This is a genomic window from Allobrachymonas denitrificans DSM 15123, assembly GCF_900110225.1.
GTDB lineage: Bacteria > Pseudomonadota > Gammaproteobacteria > Burkholderiales > Burkholderiaceae_C > Brachymonas > Brachymonas denitrificans.
Genome location: NZ_FOCW01000001.1, coordinates 1238658 through 1253745 on the forward strand (window position 1 = coordinate 1238658; position 15088 = coordinate 1253745).

17 protein-coding genes and 1 pseudogene are annotated in these 15088 nt (G+C 63.9%); 15 read left to right on the forward strand and 3 right to left on the reverse strand.

All coding sequences use genetic code 11. The features are described 5' to 3' along the window. Positions 1 to 126: 126 nt before the first annotated feature. The 8 genes and pseudogenes from BMW28_RS05720 to BMW28_RS05750 all read left to right on the forward strand — a co-directional run bounded on the left by BMW28_RS05720 (position 127) and on the right by BMW28_RS05750 (position 7298). The gene (locus tag BMW28_RS05720; protein ID WP_091814917.1) at positions 127 to 915 is read left to right on the forward strand and encodes an enoyl-CoA hydratase/isomerase family protein; all 789 of its coding nucleotides are present in this window, start codon (positions 127 to 129) and stop codon (positions 913 to 915) included. A gap of 34 nt (positions 916 to 949) precedes the next feature. Continuing rightward, positions 950 to 1822 carry a branched-chain amino acid ABC transporter permease gene (locus BMW28_RS05725; RefSeq protein ID WP_091814918.1) on the forward strand — a complete coding sequence of 291 codons (873 nt, stop codon included), beginning with the start codon at positions 950 to 952 and terminating at the stop codon, positions 1820 to 1822. A gap of 3 nt (positions 1823 to 1825) precedes the next feature. Continuing rightward, the gene (locus tag BMW28_RS05730) at positions 1826 to 2764 is read left to right on the forward strand and encodes a branched-chain amino acid ABC transporter permease (RefSeq protein ID WP_091814921.1); all 939 of its coding nucleotides are present in this window, start codon (positions 1826 to 1828) and stop codon (positions 2762 to 2764) included. Between the two features lie 2 nt (positions 2765 to 2766). Next, positions 2767 to 3528 (forward strand): ABC transporter ATP-binding protein, encoded by a 762-nt coding sequence (locus BMW28_RS05735; protein WP_091814923.1) that lies wholly within the window; start codon positions 2767 to 2769, stop codon positions 3526 to 3528. Between the two features lie 19 nt (positions 3529 to 3547). Then, positions 3548 to 3946 (forward strand): annotated as a pseudogene (locus BMW28_RS13120) (hemerythrin domain-containing protein); the annotation flags it as partial. 216 nt (positions 3947 to 4162) lie between these two features. Then, positions 4163 to 4864 (forward strand): ABC transporter ATP-binding protein, encoded by a 702-nt coding sequence (locus tag BMW28_RS13125; RefSeq protein ID WP_234970043.1) that lies wholly within the window; start codon positions 4163 to 4165, stop codon positions 4862 to 4864. Positions 4865 to 4981: 117 nt separating this feature from the next. Then, entirely contained in the window at positions 4982 to 6574 is a 1593-nt protein-coding gene (locus BMW28_RS05745; RefSeq protein WP_234969993.1) for a L,D-transpeptidase family protein, read from the forward strand. A 166-nt stretch (positions 6575 to 6740) separates the two neighbouring features. After that, on the forward strand, positions 6741 to 7298 hold the full coding sequence (locus BMW28_RS05750; protein WP_091814925.1) for a peptidoglycan L,D-endopeptidase MepK: 558 nt from the start codon (positions 6741 to 6743) through the stop codon (positions 7296 to 7298). 140 nt (positions 7299 to 7438) lie between these two features. On the opposite strand, the gene moaC is transcribed toward BMW28_RS05750, so the two are convergent. After that, positions 7439 to 7930: a cyclic pyranopterin monophosphate synthase MoaC gene (gene moaC / locus BMW28_RS05755; protein WP_091814926.1), complete on the reverse strand. Its 492-nt coding sequence runs from the start codon at positions 7928 to 7930 to the stop codon at positions 7439 to 7441. A 210-nt stretch (positions 7931 to 8140) separates the two neighbouring features. On the opposite strand from moaC, the gene BMW28_RS05760 reads away from it, so the two are divergent. From BMW28_RS05760 to mog, 5 genes are read left to right on the forward strand one after another with little or no spacing between them, the layout of a single operon-like run. Beyond that, positions 8141 to 8389 (forward strand): MoaD/ThiS family protein, encoded by a 249-nt coding sequence (locus BMW28_RS05760; protein ID WP_091814928.1) that lies wholly within the window; start codon positions 8141 to 8143, stop codon positions 8387 to 8389. Positions 8390 to 8391: 2 nt separating this feature from the next. Then, positions 8392 to 8853, forward strand: a complete 462-nt coding sequence (locus BMW28_RS05765) for a molybdenum cofactor biosynthesis protein MoaE (RefSeq protein ID WP_091814930.1) — start codon at positions 8392 to 8394, stop codon at positions 8851 to 8853. Beyond that, a complete protein-coding gene (gene mobA / locus BMW28_RS05770) occupies positions 8819 to 9457 on the forward strand; it encodes a molybdenum cofactor guanylyltransferase MobA (protein ID WP_234969995.1) in 639 nt (212 codons plus the stop codon). The genes BMW28_RS05765 and mobA overlap by 35 nt, the downstream gene beginning before the upstream one ends. After that, positions 9447 to 10655, forward strand: a complete 1209-nt coding sequence (locus tag BMW28_RS05775; protein WP_200785722.1) for a molybdopterin molybdotransferase MoeA — start codon at positions 9447 to 9449, stop codon at positions 10653 to 10655. Before mobA ends, BMW28_RS05775 begins: the two co-directional genes overlap by 11 nt. Then, positions 10655 to 11233 (forward strand): molybdopterin adenylyltransferase, encoded by a 579-nt coding sequence (gene mog, locus BMW28_RS05780; protein WP_091814935.1) that lies wholly within the window; start codon positions 10655 to 10657, stop codon positions 11231 to 11233. Before BMW28_RS05775 ends, mog begins: the two co-directional genes overlap by 1 nt. A 58-nt stretch (positions 11234 to 11291) precedes the next feature. Here mog and moaA read toward each other — a convergent pair whose 3' ends face one another. Together moaA and BMW28_RS05790 are read right to left on the reverse strand one after the other, a co-directional pair. Next, the gene (gene moaA / locus BMW28_RS05785) at positions 11292 to 12314 is read right to left on the reverse strand and encodes a GTP 3',8-cyclase MoaA (RefSeq protein ID WP_091814938.1); all 1023 of its coding nucleotides are present in this window, start codon (positions 12312 to 12314) and stop codon (positions 11292 to 11294) included. 23 nt (positions 12315 to 12337) lie between these two features. Continuing rightward, positions 12338 to 13069: an RluA family pseudouridine synthase gene (locus tag BMW28_RS05790; RefSeq protein WP_327020812.1), complete on the reverse strand. Its 732-nt coding sequence runs from the start codon at positions 13067 to 13069 to the stop codon at positions 12338 to 12340. Between the two features lie 203 nt (positions 13070 to 13272). Here BMW28_RS05790 and BMW28_RS05795 point away from each other — a divergent pair, with 203 nt between their 5' ends. Both BMW28_RS05795 and BMW28_RS05800 read left to right on the forward strand, forming a co-directional pair. Continuing rightward, positions 13273 to 13920 carry a DUF47 domain-containing protein gene (locus BMW28_RS05795; protein WP_091814942.1) on the forward strand — a complete coding sequence of 216 codons (648 nt, stop codon included), beginning with the start codon at positions 13273 to 13275 and terminating at the stop codon, positions 13918 to 13920. A 51-nt stretch (positions 13921 to 13971) separates the two neighbouring features. Then, positions 13972 to 14985 (forward strand): inorganic phosphate transporter, encoded by a 1014-nt coding sequence (locus BMW28_RS05800; protein ID WP_091814943.1) that lies wholly within the window; start codon positions 13972 to 13974, stop codon positions 14983 to 14985. Positions 14986 to 15088 lie beyond the last annotated feature (103 nt).

Sequence of the window (15088 nt, forward strand, 5' to 3'; positions counted from 1 at the left end):
CCTGATCCGGGATCGCAGCAGCGGGGCAGGGCACTGGCTGCAGTGCCTGGCCTCCCGGCTGCGCATCCCCCCGATTTCCGGGCCTGGCGTGTTGCGCGCATGGCCCACCGATTTTCGACAAGAGTTATGTACCAGACCCTTGACATCGAGCGGCAGGGCGCTGTCGCCACGCTCTGGATGAACCGTCCGGACGTGTTCAACGCCTTTGACGAACAGCTGATCGCCGATCTGCATGCTGCCTGCACCGCACTGGATGCCGATGACAGCGTGCGCATCGTCGTGCTGGCTGGCCGCGGCAAGCATTTCTCGGCCGGCGCCGACCTGAACTGGATGAAGCGCGCCTCCGGCTACACCGAGGCCGAGAACCGCGCCGATGCGCTGCGTTTTGCCGGCATGCTGCGTGCGCTCTCCGGCATGCGCAAGCCGACCATTGCCCGCGTGCAAGGCGCTGCGCTGGGCGGCGGCACCGGCCTGACGGCGGCCTGCGACATGGCCATCGCCAGCGAGGACGCCAGCTTTGCCACCTCCGAAGTCAAGTTCGGCATCATCCCTGCCGTGATCAGCCCCTATGTGCTGCGTGCCATTGGCCCGCGCCATGCGCTGCGCTATTTCCAGAGCGCCGAACGCATCGGCGCCCGCCGCGCGCTCGAGATGGGTCTGGTGGGTGAGGTGGTGCCGCTGCAGGATCTGGACGCCGCCGTGCAGAAGCTCGCTGACACGCTGCTGACCTGCGGCCCTGGCGCACAGTTCGCGGCCAAACAGCTGGTCGGCGCCGTCAACGCGCGCCCGATCGACGACGCCACTACCGAGGAAACCGCGCGCCGCATCGCGGCCCAGCGCGCCACCGAAGAAGCCAAGGATGGCATCACCGCCTTCCTCGACAAACGCCCACCGCAGTGGATGGCGCAAGCCTGAACTGCAGGACCCACCGACCCAAGGGAGACCCATCATGGCAGAGTTCCTGCAGTACCTGTTCTCGGGCATCACCGTAGGATCCACCTACGCGCTGGCTGCCCTAGGCTTCACGCTGATCTACAACTCCAGCAACGTCATCAACTTCGCGCAGGGTGAATTCATCATGCTGGGCGGCATGCTGGCGGTGTATTTCACCAACGCAGGCCTGCCGCTGCCGGTGGCATTCATTCTGGCCATCCTGATTCCGGCCATTGTCGGAATCGTGATGGAAAAAGTCACCATCGAACCCGTGAAGGGCGCCGAGACGGTGACGCTGATCATCATCACCATCGGCGCTTCGCTGTTCATCCGCGGCCTGATCCAGGTCTGGCTGGGCAAGGGCACCTTCAGCCTGCCGGCCTTCTCTGGCGACAAGCCGATCTACATCCTGGGCGCCGCCATCCAGCCGCAGAGCCTGTGGGTGCTGGGCGTCACCGCCATCGTGGTAGTGGCCCTGTGGTACTTCTTCAACCGCACGCTGTCCGGCAAGGCCATGCTGGCCACATCCGTCAACCAAACGGCGGCCCAACTGGTGGGCATCAACACCAGCAAGGTGCTGTTCGTCAGCTTCGCGCTGTCTGCCGCGCTGGGCGCACTGGGCGGCATCCTGCTGACGCCGGTGACCATGACGTCCTACGACGTCGGCATCATGCTTGGCCTGAAAGGCTTCGTGGCAGCCGTGGTGGGCGGTCTGGGCAATGGCCTGGGCGCTGTCGTCAGCGGTCTGCTGGTCGGCATCCTGGAATCCATGGGCGCCGGCTACATCTCCTCGGCCTACAAGGACGCGATTCCGTTCATCCTGATCCTGCTGGTGCTGTTCTTCATGCCGCGTGGCCTGTTTGGCGGCAAATCTACCGACCGGGTGTAAATCATGCGCAAGACATCCATGTACATCTCCCTGGGAGTCCTGGCGCTGGCGCTGGCGATTGCTCCCTTCGTCATCAGCAACGCGTTCTATCTCGATCTGGTGATCCGCATTTCCATGAACGCCATCGTGGTGCTGGGCCTGAACCTGCTGGTCGGCTTTGCCGGGCAGATCAGCCTGGGCCATGCCGGCTTCCTCGGCATCGGTGCCTACGCCTCGGCGGTGCTGCCCACGCACTTCGGCTGGCATCCCTTGCCGGCCATGCTGGCTGGCGCCGTGATCTGCGGCCTGCTGGCTGCGGCAATCGCCCGTCCGATCTTCCGCCTCAAGGGCCACTACCTGGCCATGGCGACGCTGGGCCTGGGCATTCTGGTCAACATCGTGCTGCGCAATGAGTCCCAGCTCACGGGCGGTCCCGATGGCATGCCGCTGCCGACCATGGGCCTGTTCGGGCTGGAGCTGAGCAGCGACCGTCACTGGTACTGGGTGGTTGCGATCTTCCTGGTCGTCAGCGTGTGGGCGTCGCTCAACCTGATCGACTCCCCGTTCGGACGCGCGCTGCGTGCCCTGCATGGCTCCGAAGTGGCCTCCCGCGTGGTGGGCGTGAACGTGGTGCGCTACAAGGTCACCATCTTCACCATGTCGGCGGTGTTCGCCAGCATCATGGGCAGCGTGATGGCGCACTACGTCGGCATGGTCACGCCGGGTTTCGCCGACTTCTTCCACTCGATCGAACTGATCACCATGGTGGTGGTCGGCGGCATGGCCTCGGTCTGGGGTTCCCTGCTGGGCGCTGCGCTCCTGACGGCATTGCCACAGGCGCTGGCCACCTTCGAAGGCTGGGAAACCGTCATCTTCGGCGCGATCCTGATGCTGTTCATGATCTTCCTGCCCAAGGGCATCGTCCCGACGCTGGCCAGCAAGTTCGGCAAGAAAGGCGACTGACCATGTCCATGCTCGACGTACAGAACCTCTCCATCCATTTCGGGGGCGTCAAGGCCGTCAATGACGTGTCCTTCAAGATCGATCCTGGCATGATCTATGCGGTCATCGGCCCCAACGGCGCCGGCAAGACCACCTTGTTCAACCTGATCACCGGCGTCTACAAGCCGACCACCGGCACCATCAAGCTCAACGGCGAGGAAATCCAGGGCAAGTCGTCTGACGAACTGGCCCGCCGCGGCATGGCGCGCACCTTCCAGAACCTGCAGGTGTGCATGAACATGTCGGCGCTGGAGAACGTGATGGTGGGCGCCCACCTGCGCCTGGACCGCAACCTGATCAAGGGCGCGCTGCACCTGCCATCCATCACCAGACGCGATGCCGCATTGCGCGAGGAGGCGGCCGAGCTGATGCGCTTCGTCGGTCTGGGTGGCCAGATCGGTGCCCGTGCCGACAGCATGTCCTACGGCGCGCTCAAGCGCCTGGAAATTGCCCGCGCGCTGGCCATGCAGCCCAAGCTGCTGTTCCTGGACGAGCCGGCCGCCGGCCTCAACCACACCGAAACGCATGAAATCGACGAGCTGATCCGCAAGGTGGCCGAAAGCGGCGTGACCTGCGTGCTGGTCGAACACGACATGAAGATGGTGATGAACCTGTCCCAACGCATTCTCGTGCTGGACTACGGCCGCAAGCTGGCCGAAGGCACCCGCGAGGAAGTCCGCAACAACCCGGACGTGATTGCCGCCTACCTGGGCGCACATGCCTGAGCCGTCCGAAGGAAACACCATGGAAGCCTTGCGCATCATCATCGAAGAACACCAGAACCTGTGGCGCGTTGCGGCCACGCTCGATTCGCTCGCCAGCGAGATCGAGCAGGGCCAGCAGGTGGACACCGGCTTTTTCACGGCACTGTTCGACTACATCGACCAGTTCATGGATGGCTGCCACCACGCCAAGGAAGACCATCATCTGTTCCCGGCGCTGCGCCAGCGCAGTCCGGAAGCCGCAGCCGTACTCGATCGCCTGCAGGCCGAGCACCGCAACGGCCCGGAAATGCTGCTTGCCCTGCGTGGCAAGATGAACAGCGCCATGCAGGACGAGACGCACCGTAAAGACTTCGTCGAGGCGCTGCGCACGTATGCCCAGAGCGTGAAGGCACACATCCGCACCGAGGAAAAGGACGTGATGCCGCTGGCGCGTACATCGCTCACGGCAGAAGACTGGCAATCCATCGACGAAGCCTTCGGCAACAACGCCGATCCGGTCTTCGGGGGCGAAGCCAAGGCCGAATTCCGACAGCTGTTCCACCGCCTGGTCAACCTGGCACCGGCGTCGGTCGGTCTGGGCGCGCACGAGGCAGGCAGTCTGACCACCGGCACGGCCAAGCCCACGGGTGAGTTGCTGCTGTCCGTCACCGGCATGGAAAGCTGCTACGGCCGCATCAAGGCGCTCAAGGGCCTGGATGTGGAAGTGCACAAGGGCGAGCTGGTGGCCCTCGTCGGTGCCAACGGCGCCGGCAAGACCACCTTCATGCGCACGCTCTCGGGTGTGCAGCCCATGTCGGCCGGCAAGATCATGTTTGCAGGGGAAGACATCTCCAGGCTGCGTGCCGACCTGCGCGTGCGCCGCGGCATCTGCCAGAGCCCGGAAGGCCGCCAGGTGTTCGGCCCGCTCTCCATCGAGGACAACCTGCGTCTGGGCGCCTTCACGCAGCCCAAAGAGCATCTGCAGGAGGACATGGAGAAGGTCTACGGCATGTTCCCCATCCTCAAGGAAAAGCGCAATCTGCCTGCGGGTACGCTCTCCGGCGGCCAGCAGCAGATGCTCGCCATCGGCCGTGCCCTGATGGGCCGCCCCAAGCTGCTGCTGCTGGACGAGCCCTCCATGGGGTTGGCGCCGCTGCTGGTGGAAGAGGTCTTCAACGTCATCAAGTCGCTCAAGTCGCACGGCATGACCATTCTGCTGGTCGAGCAGAACGCGGCCGCTGCGCTGGCGATTGCCGACCGCGGCTATGTGCTGGAAACCGGCTCCGTGACGCTGAGCGGCCCGGGCCCCGAACTGCTCGCCAACGATGAGGTGCGCCAGGCTTACCTGGGGATGTAAGGCAGCAACGAAACAAGCGCAGGGTGCTAACCCTGCTTCGTCAATGAGCACGGGTGTGCTACATTTTGCGGGCTCCAGACCCTTGTCTGCAGCCCGCTTTTTTTCAGGTCTTGATCCATGGTGCAGTTGCTGTTTACTCCTTCCCGACTGATTCCTGCGTCCCTCGCTCTGGCCAGCCTGATGGCTGTGCCCCAGACATGGGCATCCTCGCTCTGGGTCAATGAGCAGAACATGCTGCGACCGGTGGCGTTGGAGGCTGCCCGCCGCCTCGCCAATGCCGGCAATGACGGCCTCAATCCCGGCCACTACGGCGGCGCGCAACTGCTGCAGACCGTGCAGGCCAGCCAGGGCAGGCCGCTTGACCCGGCCAGTGCTTCCACCCTGGATGCCCAGCTCACCGAAAAGGTCGAGCTGTACCTCCACCATCTGCGCAACGGTCGCGTGGACCCGCGCCAGATCCGTGAGCACTACGACGCCAACAAGACCGACTGGAAAGCCTTCGATGCCCCGACGGCGCTGCGCGAGGCGCTGGGCATGGGCAACCTCGCCAGCGCCTTCGACGCAGCCACGCCGCGCGTTCCCATGTACGACGAATTGCGCAAGGCACTGGAGCGCGAACGCCAGCTGGCCGGCGACCCCGCGTGGACCGGCTCCCTGCCGGCACTGCCCAAGGGCGGCAAGCTGGGCAATGGACAGGCCTGGTCAGGGCTGGCCATGCTGACGCAGCGTCTGGTCGCCATGGGCGATCTGCCTGCAGGTACGGCGGCACCCACCACCTACAACAGCACCCTGCAGGATGGCGTCAAGGCCTTTCAGCAGCGCTACGGACTGCCCGAAAACGGCGTACTCAACAAGGCCACACTGGACAAGCTGAACGAATCGCCCAAACAGCGTGCCGACCGCATCGCGCTGGCCATGGAGCGCCTGCGCTGGACGCCACTGCTGCAGGGCCATCGCACCATCGTGGTGAACGTGCCCGAGTTCCGCCTGCGCGCCTATGACAACGCCGGCGGCCAGCCCGAACCCAAGGTCTCGATGCGCGTCATCGTGGGCAAGGCGCTGGACACGCGCACCCCCATGTTCGACGAGGACATGCGCTACATCGAGTTCAGCCCGTACTGGAACGTGCCGCCCTCCATCGCACGATCCGAAACCATCCCCAAGATCCGTCGCGATCCTGGCTACATGGCACGCAACGGCTTCGAGATCGTGGGGCAGGGTGGCCTGCAGGGCGTACTCAACGGTACGGCACGCATCCGCCAGAAGCCCGGCCCGAGCAACGCGCTGGGCGACATCAAGTTCGTGTTCCCCAACAACCAGAACATCTACCTGCACCACACCTCGTCGCCCGGCCTGTTCAAGCGCACCAAGCGCGACTTCAGCCACGGCTGCATCCGCGTGGAAGAGCCGGTGCAGCTCGCCAAGTTCGTGCTGCAGGATGATCCTGCCTGGACCGAGGATCGCATCCGCAAGGCCATGGGTGCCGGCAAGGCAACCACCGTGCGCCTGAAGGAACCGCTGCCGGTAGTCATCACTTACATGACGACCGTGATCAGTAACGGACAGCTGTTGTTCTTCCCCGACCTGTACGGCCACGACCGCAAGCTGGCTGACCTGCTGGCACAAGGTAAAACCACAAGAGTACCGCCTAAGTCTGCGACGCCGTTACAAAAAAACAGTAGCGCCGCCAGCGCACCCTCCCTACAATGAGTCCCATGGACAGTTTTTCATGACTGTTACATGGGGTGAGCGGTCTGTTGCAGCAGTACATCGGCAGCCTGCTTTTTTTCCTGTTTTTTGTGCAGTGCACGAAACTTTGACGACGCCTGACGCTCCAAGTCAGGTTGCCCCGCACGCATTCAGGTTGCCATCATTCATGAATCAGACAAAGACTCCTTCCCGCCGCTATTTCCTGGGTTCCGCCCTCCGTGCCACCGCCGCCGGAACTCTCGCCATTGGCAGCGGCAGCGCTCTCGCTTCCATTCCCTCGTCCCGCGGTCTGTCCTTCAACCACCTGCACACCAACGAACGCATTTCGCTGGTCTATGCCGTGGGTGACAACTTCCTGCCGCAATCCATCACGCGCCTCAACACCTTTCTGCGCGACCACTACAGCGGCATCGTCGGCACCATGGATCCGGGCCTGTTCGATCTGCTGTACCGCGTGCGCCAGGCGCTGGGTACCAGCCAGTCCTTCGACGTCATTTCCGGCTATCGCAGCCCGGTGACCAACAACACGCTGCGCAACACGCGTGGCGGCGGTGTGGCCAAGAAGAGCCTGCACATGGAAGGCAAGGCCATAGACGTGCGCCTGCCCGGCGTGCCGCTGGCCGAGCTGCGCGATGCGGCCAAGTCGCTGGAAGGGGGTGGTGTGGGCTATTACCCCGACAGCCAGTTCGTGCATATCGATACCGGTCGCGTGCGTTCCTGGTGAGAGCAGGGCGTCGCTGACGCCATTCCGCATCCGGTGTGCTGACCGGATGCATGCAAAAGCGCCTCTCAGGGCGCTTTGTCGTTTCAGGGGGCTTTCATTCACCGTTCCAACGGATCCACTCAGCTTCGCGTCTCGCCAGCTCAGTCAGCCGGGCGCTCCTCTGCCTGCCAGTGCCCGCTCTTGCCTCCCAGCTTCTCCAGCAGACGCACGCCATCGATCTGCATGCCGCGATCTACGGCCTTGAGCATGTCATACACCGTCAGCAAACCGGCCATGGCGCCGGAAAGCGCCTCCATCTCCACGCCGGTACGCCCCACGGTCTCCGTCGTCACACGGATATGCACGCGATGCAGTGCTGCCTCCTTCTCGAACTCCACACCCACATGCGTCAGCGCGAGCGGATGGCACAGCGGAATCAGCAGCGCCGTGTGCTTGGTGCCCTGAATCGCCGCCAGCCGCGCCACACCCAGCACGTCGCCTTTCTTCGCCTGCCCCTGATCCAGCAGTGCAAAGGTCTCGGGCTGCATGGTGATATGGCCGGTGGCCGTGGCGCGGCGGCGGGTTTCCGCCTTCTCGCCCACATCCACCATGTGGGCCTGGCCGGTGGCATCGAAGTGCGTCAGGGAAGACATGGCATTCCATTCGGGAAGTTGGGGTAGCGCCCTAGTGTAGTGGCTGGCCATGCCCGTTTCACAACTGCGAGGCAGACGCTCTCCGAGAGAAGGAGGGCTTCCATGAAAATCTACGTCCAAGGACGTAGCCGCTACGCAGGCCGGTGGAGTGAACGGCCTTTGTCTTTCCCCTATGATGACCGCCATGCCCACCATCAACCAAGGAGAGACATGATCCGGATTCTGTATTTCGGTGTGCTGCGCGACCGCGTGGGCCGGGACAGCGAAGAACTGGCATGGAATGGCGGCAGCACCGATGCCTTGCTGCAACACCTGCGCGACCGCGGCCCGCAATGGGCCGAGGCGCTGGCGCCTGGCCAGGTGTTCCGCATGGCAGTGAACCGCCAGATGGCCTATGGCGAGGTGCCCGTGCCCGATGGCGCCGAAGTGGGCATCCTGCCGCCCGTGACCGGAGGCTGAGCATGTGGCTGTCCGTTTCCGTTCAGGAACAGGCGTTTGACCTTGCTGCCGAAGAGCAGGCGCTGCGCCAGCACGCGGGTGATGCGGGGGCGCTGGTGGTATTCCAGGGCATGGTACGCGCACACGATCAGGCCCATCCTCTGGCAGCGTTGCATCTGGAGCACTATGCCGGGGTCACCGAAAGCGAGATCGAACGCATTGCCCGTCAGGCCGGTGAACGCTGGCCGGTTTCCGCCTGCCGCGTGGTGCATCGCGTGGGCCGGCTGGAGCCGGGCGAGGGCATCGTGCTGGTGCTGGCTGCCTCCGGCCATCGCCGTGCCGCCTTCGCCGCCGCCGAATATCTGATGGACTACCTCAAGACCGAGGCCCCTTTCTGGAAGCGCGAGGAATTTGCCGACGGCAGCACCACCTGGGTTGCCGCCAAGGCGAGTGACGACGCAGCCCGTGACCGCTGGAATGACTGAACAGGCCCTGGTCACCGGACTGATCCTCGCTGGCGGAGAAGGGCGGCGCATGGGCGGTCAGGACAAGGGCTGGATCGCGCTCGCCAGCCAGCCGCTGGTCAGCCATGTGCTTGCACGGCTGCGCCCACAGGTCAGCCAGCTGCAGATCAGCGCGAATCGCCATCTGGAGGAATACCGGACGCTGGGCTTCCCCGTCATCACGGATGACGCTCAATGGCAGGGCATGGGTCCGATGGCCGCCCTCGCCACCGTGGCGCCGATGCTGGCGGATACAAACGGCTATCTGCAACTGGTTCCCTGCGACGCGCCGCTGCTGCCGGATCACCTCGTTCGCGATCTGCTCGCCGCATTGCAAAAAAATCCGGCACTTGAAATCGCCTACCCCCAATGCGGCGATCGGCCGCAACCCGCCATGCTGCTGGCAAAATGTTCCGCACTGGCCAGTGCGGCGGCTTATCTGGCGTCCGGACAACGCAGCCTACGTGGCTGGATCGCCAACCGGGCCTCGCAAGCCGTACCTTTCGATGACGTAGCGGCGTTTGCCAATGCCAACGATCCCGCTGCCTTGCTTCAACTCGAACACCGTTTATCCCATGATGCTTGACTACCACGACGCGCTGCGTCAGCTGCTGGCGTCCCTGCAGCCTGTTTCCGACACCATTCCCTTGCCCCTGGACAAGGCCAGCGGGCATGTGCTCGCCGCCGATCTGCCCGCGCTGTATGACACGCCCCAGTTCGACAACAGCGCCATGGATGGCTACGCCGTGGCCGATCCCGAAGGCAACAGCACCCGTTTCACGCTGGCAGGCCGCATTGCTGCTGGCGAGAGCCCGGAGCTGACCCTGCAGGCCGGTCAGGCCGCACGCATCTTCACGGGCGCTCCGGTTCCTGCCGGCGCCACTGCCGTGGTACCCCAGGAGGATGTGCAGACGGAAGGGGATACGCTCATTCTGGCCCAGCCGGCCCGCGCAGGTGCCCATATCCGCCGCCGCGCCGAAGAATACGCCGCCGGCGGTACGCTGCTGAACCAGGGCACCTTGCTCGACCCCGCTGCCGTCGCCCTGGCTGCCAGCCAGGGCCACGCCGCGCTGCCGGTGCTGCGTCCGCTGCGCGTGGCGGTGTTTTCCAGCGGCAATGAATTGCGCGAACCAGGCACCGATCTGGCACCCCGGCAGATCTACGATGCCAACCGCTACCAGATGCTGGCCTGGCTGGCCGGCATGCCGGTGGAGGTGGTGCTGAGCGGATGCCTGCCGGATGACGCTGCCATCACGCGAGAGCGCCTGCAGGCTGCCTCCACCCAGGCCGATGTGATTCTCACTAGCGGCGGTGTTTCGGTCGGCGAGGAAGACCATGTGCGCGCTGCACTGGCCGATATCGGCCAGCTCGATGTCTGGAAGCTCGCCATCAAGCCGGGCAAGCCCTTTGCCTGGGGCAGTGCCGGTCAGGCACGCGTCTTCATGCTGCCCGGCAATCCGGTGGCCACCTTCGTCGCCTTCTTCATGCTGGTGGCTCCGGCCCTGCGCAAGCTGCAGGGCTTGCCGCAACCCGAACCGCTGGCGGTACAGGCCGTCTCCGGTTTCGAACGCCTCAAGCGCGAGCCGCGGCGCGAATTCCTGCGTGCCGTGGCGCAGGCCGGCCCGGACGGACGCTGGCATGTGAGCGCGCTGCAGGGACAGGGCTCCGCCATGCTGTCTGCCTGCGTGCAGGCCAATGTGCTGGCTGAAATCACCCCCGATACGCCGGTTGCCGTGGGCGATCCGGTTACGATCTACCCCTTGCCCGGAAAAGGATGGTTCTGATGGACAAGCTGCCCACAATCCGCATTGGTCTAGTCTCGATCAGCGACCGCGCCAGCAGCGGCGTCTACCTGGACGAAGGCCTGCCGGCCCTGCGAAGCTGGCTGGAGCGAGCCGTCAGCAACCCGGTGGAATTTGTCGAACGGCTCATTCCCGACGAGCAGGCCGTGATCGAAGACAGCCTGCGTGCGCTGGCCGACCAGGAAGGCTGCGCCCTGATCCTGACCACTGGCGGCACCGGTCCGGCGCCGCGGGACGTCACTCCCGAGGCTACCCTAGCCGTGGCCGATCGCGTGATGCCCGGTTTCGGCGAGCAGATGCGTCAGGTCAGCCTGTATTACGTGCCCACGGCCATCCTGTCGCGCCAGGTCGGCGTGATCCGCGGCACCAGCCTGATCCTGAACCTGCCCGGTCGCCCCAAGGCGATCCAGGAAACACTGGAAGGTGTGAAAAATGCCGAAGGGCAGGTCGTGGTGCACGGCATCTTCGCCTCGGTGCCGTACTGCATCGAACTGATGGGCGGCCCCTACATCGAGACGCGTGCCGAAGTCATTACCGCTTTCCGTCCCAAGAAAAAGTAGGGCGAACTCAAACGTGGCAGGTGGCAGTCAGAGCAAGAAGGGCCCCATTCGAGCAAGCTCAGCCACCCGTCATGGACATGAAACGGATGGACTTCTCCGGCCGCTCGACAAACTCGTGCCGCTCCGGCTTGAGTTCGATGGCGGAGCGGATGGCGGCTTCCAGTTCCGCATCGCTGCAACCTGCGCGCAGCAGGGGGCGCAGCTCGAAACTCTCTTCCTGCCCCAGGCACATGTAGAGCGTGCCATCCACCGACAGGCGCACACGGTTGCAGGTTTCGCAGAAGTGCTGCGAGATCGGTGTGATCAGGCCCAGCGTGAAACCGGTACCGGGGCTGACCCAGTACTTGGCAGGGCCGCCACCCAGCCGTACCGTGCTCGGTACCAGCGCGTATTTCTTTTCCAGCTGCGAGAGCAGGGCGGTCAGTGACAATCCGCGCGTTTCCTGCCCGGTATGGCCCATCGGCATGGCCTCGATCATGCGCAGCACAAAGCCGTTTTCCATGCAGAAGGCCACCATGGCGTCAATATCGCCATCGTTCACGCCCTGCATCGGCACCATGTTGATCTTGATCCGTTCGAAACCTGCCTCGCGTGCGGTACGCAGGCCGTCGAGCACCTTCTGCAGGCTGTCGCTGCCGGTGATCTGCTCCACGCACTCGCCACGCAGCGAATCCAGGCTCACGTTCAGCCGCATCACGCCTGCATCTCGCAGAGCCTGAGCGTGCTTGACCAGTTGCGTGCCGTTGGTGGTCAGAGACAGGTCTTCCACGTTCGGCAGCGCGGAAATGCGTCGCGCCAGATCCGGCAGATTGCGGCGCAGCAGCGGCTCGCCGCCAGTCAGGCGAAAACGCGACGTGCCCAGACGCGCAAACGCCGCCACCACCCGTGTCACCTCGTCGAACGTCAGCCAGTTCTCCGGCTCCTCGAAATCGCGGAAGCCTTTCGGGATGCAATAGGAGCAGCGCAAGTCACAGCGGTCGGTCACCGACACGCGCAGGTAGTCGATGCTGCGGCCAAAACGGTCCACAAGCTGCTGCGGTGCAGCATTGGCAGGAGAAAGAGCGTCGTTCGGGAACTGCATGAATCGCATTGTGGCCCCATTTCTCAGGGACGGTCCAAACCCCTCTGTGCGAGGGGGACTTGCAGCGTGCGATATTGCGGCAATCCGTCCAGCAAATCGAAGTGGGTGGGGCAGTGCCAGTGCATCAGCGCCCCGGTTTCCGGATGCGGCAGCGATAGCGCATAGGCGTGCAGCAACAGGCGTGGTGCCATCGCGTGGTTGTCGGCATCGCCATACAGCAAATCACCGGCAATGGGATGGCCCAGAGACTGCAGATGCACCCGCAGCTGGTGCGACCGCCCCGTCACCGGCTCCAGATCGATGATGCTGTGAGGAACGGCAGGGCGCAGGAATCCTTCGGCCAGGCCGGGAAATGCCTCAGGCTCCGCCACGCTGCGCCAGTGCGTCACGCTCGGCTTGCCATGGACAGGATCGATCTTGCTGCGCGGCCGGTTCGGCCAGTCAACACAAAGCGGCGCATCAATCGTCTGCCATGCCTCCTCCGGCGATTGCAGTTCGCCCTGCACTATGGCCACGTAGCGCTTGTGCACCTGACGTCTGGCAAAGGCGTCGCCAAGCCTGCGCTGTGCCTCCAGCGTGCGCGCCATCACCAGCAGGCCGCTGGTGCCCATGTCCAGCCGGTGCACGATCAGCGCCTCGGGAAACAGCGCCTGCACGCGCACGCTCAGCGAATCGTGGTTCTTTTCCCCGCGGCCGGGCACTGCAAGCAGGTTGGCTGGCTTGTCCAGCACGATCAGGTGGGCGTCCTGATGCACGATCACAACACCGTTTGCGGAAGCTGCGCCAATGCAGTCGCTCTTCAAAACAACACCCTGAAAATTGCAGCGCATGAAATCGCCTTCAGCCCGTCGCCGGCATCGGAAGAGCGGATAAACTTTGAATTTGTCACAAAACCGTCAAAATTGGTAACGCAAGAGTACAAGCGGAATTGTCTCCTGAATCCACATTCAACCCATTCATGATATTCAGCAAACTGCTCCCCCATGAAGGCAACTTCTTCGAACTGACCAGTCGCCATTCCGACTGCATCGTCGATGCCGCACGCAACTTCTGCCAACTGGTGATGAATTACTCCGACCGGGACGTGCGCGTGGCTCTGGCCAAGGAAGTCGACGCGGCAGAGCTGCGTGCCAACGCCGTGGCGGCCGAGTTCAACACCGCGCTGCACAAGACCTTCATCACCCCGGTGGACCGCGAGCAACTGCACCAGCTGATCGGCTCCATGGACGGCGTGGCCGACCTGCTGCGCGACAGCGCCGAAACCATGGCCCTGTATGACCTGCAGGCCGTCACCCCCGAACTGGCCAAGCTCAGTGAAGTCAGCCTGCTGTGCTGCGAACGCATGGATCAGGCCATCAAACAGCTGACCCGTCTGGGCAAGGGCGATGCCGGCAAGCAGGCATTGCTGCTGTGTTCTGAAGTCGATGCACTGGAATCCGAATCCGACCATGTCATGCGCCAGGGCATGAGCCGCCTGTTCCGAGAAGAGCCGGACGTGCGCGAACTCATCAAACTCAAGGCCATGTACGACCTGCTCGAGGCGGTGACCGACCGCTGCGAGGACGTCGCCAAGCTGATCGAAGGCATCGTGCTGGAAAACGCCTGACCGGGCGCCATGGCACTGGCCTGATTCAAGAACCAACCAAAGACCCTCTCCATGGAAGTCATCCCAAGCGCATTGTGGGTTGTGATCATGCTCGTGGTCCTGGCGGTCCTGTTCGATTTCATGAACGGATTCCACGATGCAGCCAACTCCATTGCCACGGTCGTCTCGACCGGTGTGCTGCGACCCGGCCATGCCGTTGTCTTCGCGGCCTTCTTCAACTTCATCGCCATTTTCATCTTCCACCTCAGCGTGGCAGCCACCGTGGGCAAGGGCATTGTCCTGCCCAGTGTGGTCGATACCCATGTGGTGTTCGGCGCCCTGGTCGGGGCCATCAGCTGGAACCTGCTGACCTGGTACTACGGCATTCCGAGCAGCTCCTCGCATGCGCTGATCGGCGGCATCGTCGGCGCCGTGATCGCCAAGGGCGGCACCGATGCGCTGATCTGGCAGGGCATCAGCAAGACCGTGGCCTTCATCATCGTGTCTCCGCTGCTGGGCTTTCTGCTGGGCTCGCTCATGATGGTGGCCGTGTCCTGGATCTTCCGCCGCACTTCGCCGTTCAAGGTGGACAAGCACTTCCGCAAGATGCAGCTGGTCTCGGCCGGTGCTTACAGCCTGGGTCATGGCGGCAACGATGCGCAGAAAACCATCGGCATCATCTGGATGCTGCTGATTGCCACCGGCTATGCGCAGTCCGGCGAGGCCAGCCCGCCGACCTGGGTGATCCTGGTCTGTTATGCCGCCATTGCCCTGGGCACCATGTTCGGAGGCTGGCGCATCGTGCGCACCATGGGCCAGAAGATCACCAAGCTCAAGCCGGTCGGCGGCTTCTGTGCGGAAACCGGCGGTGCGCTCACGCTGTTCATCGCAACGGCGCTCGGTATCCCCGTCTCGACCACGCACACCATCACCGGTGCCATCGTGGGCGTGGGCTCGACACAGCGTGCCAGTGCTGTGCGCTGGGGCGTGGCAGGTGGCATTGTCTGGGCCTGGATTCTGACGATTCCCGCCAGCGCCGCAGTGGCGGCTCTCGCCTATTGGCTGAGCCTGATCATCTTCAAGTGATCTGATGCAGGGGCGGCTGTCTGATGCCCCTGACTGTGGGGGCTCGGCAGTCTGTTTTGTGGCGTGCGATATCCTTGGAGCTCCATCCCGGCAGCGGGGCTCT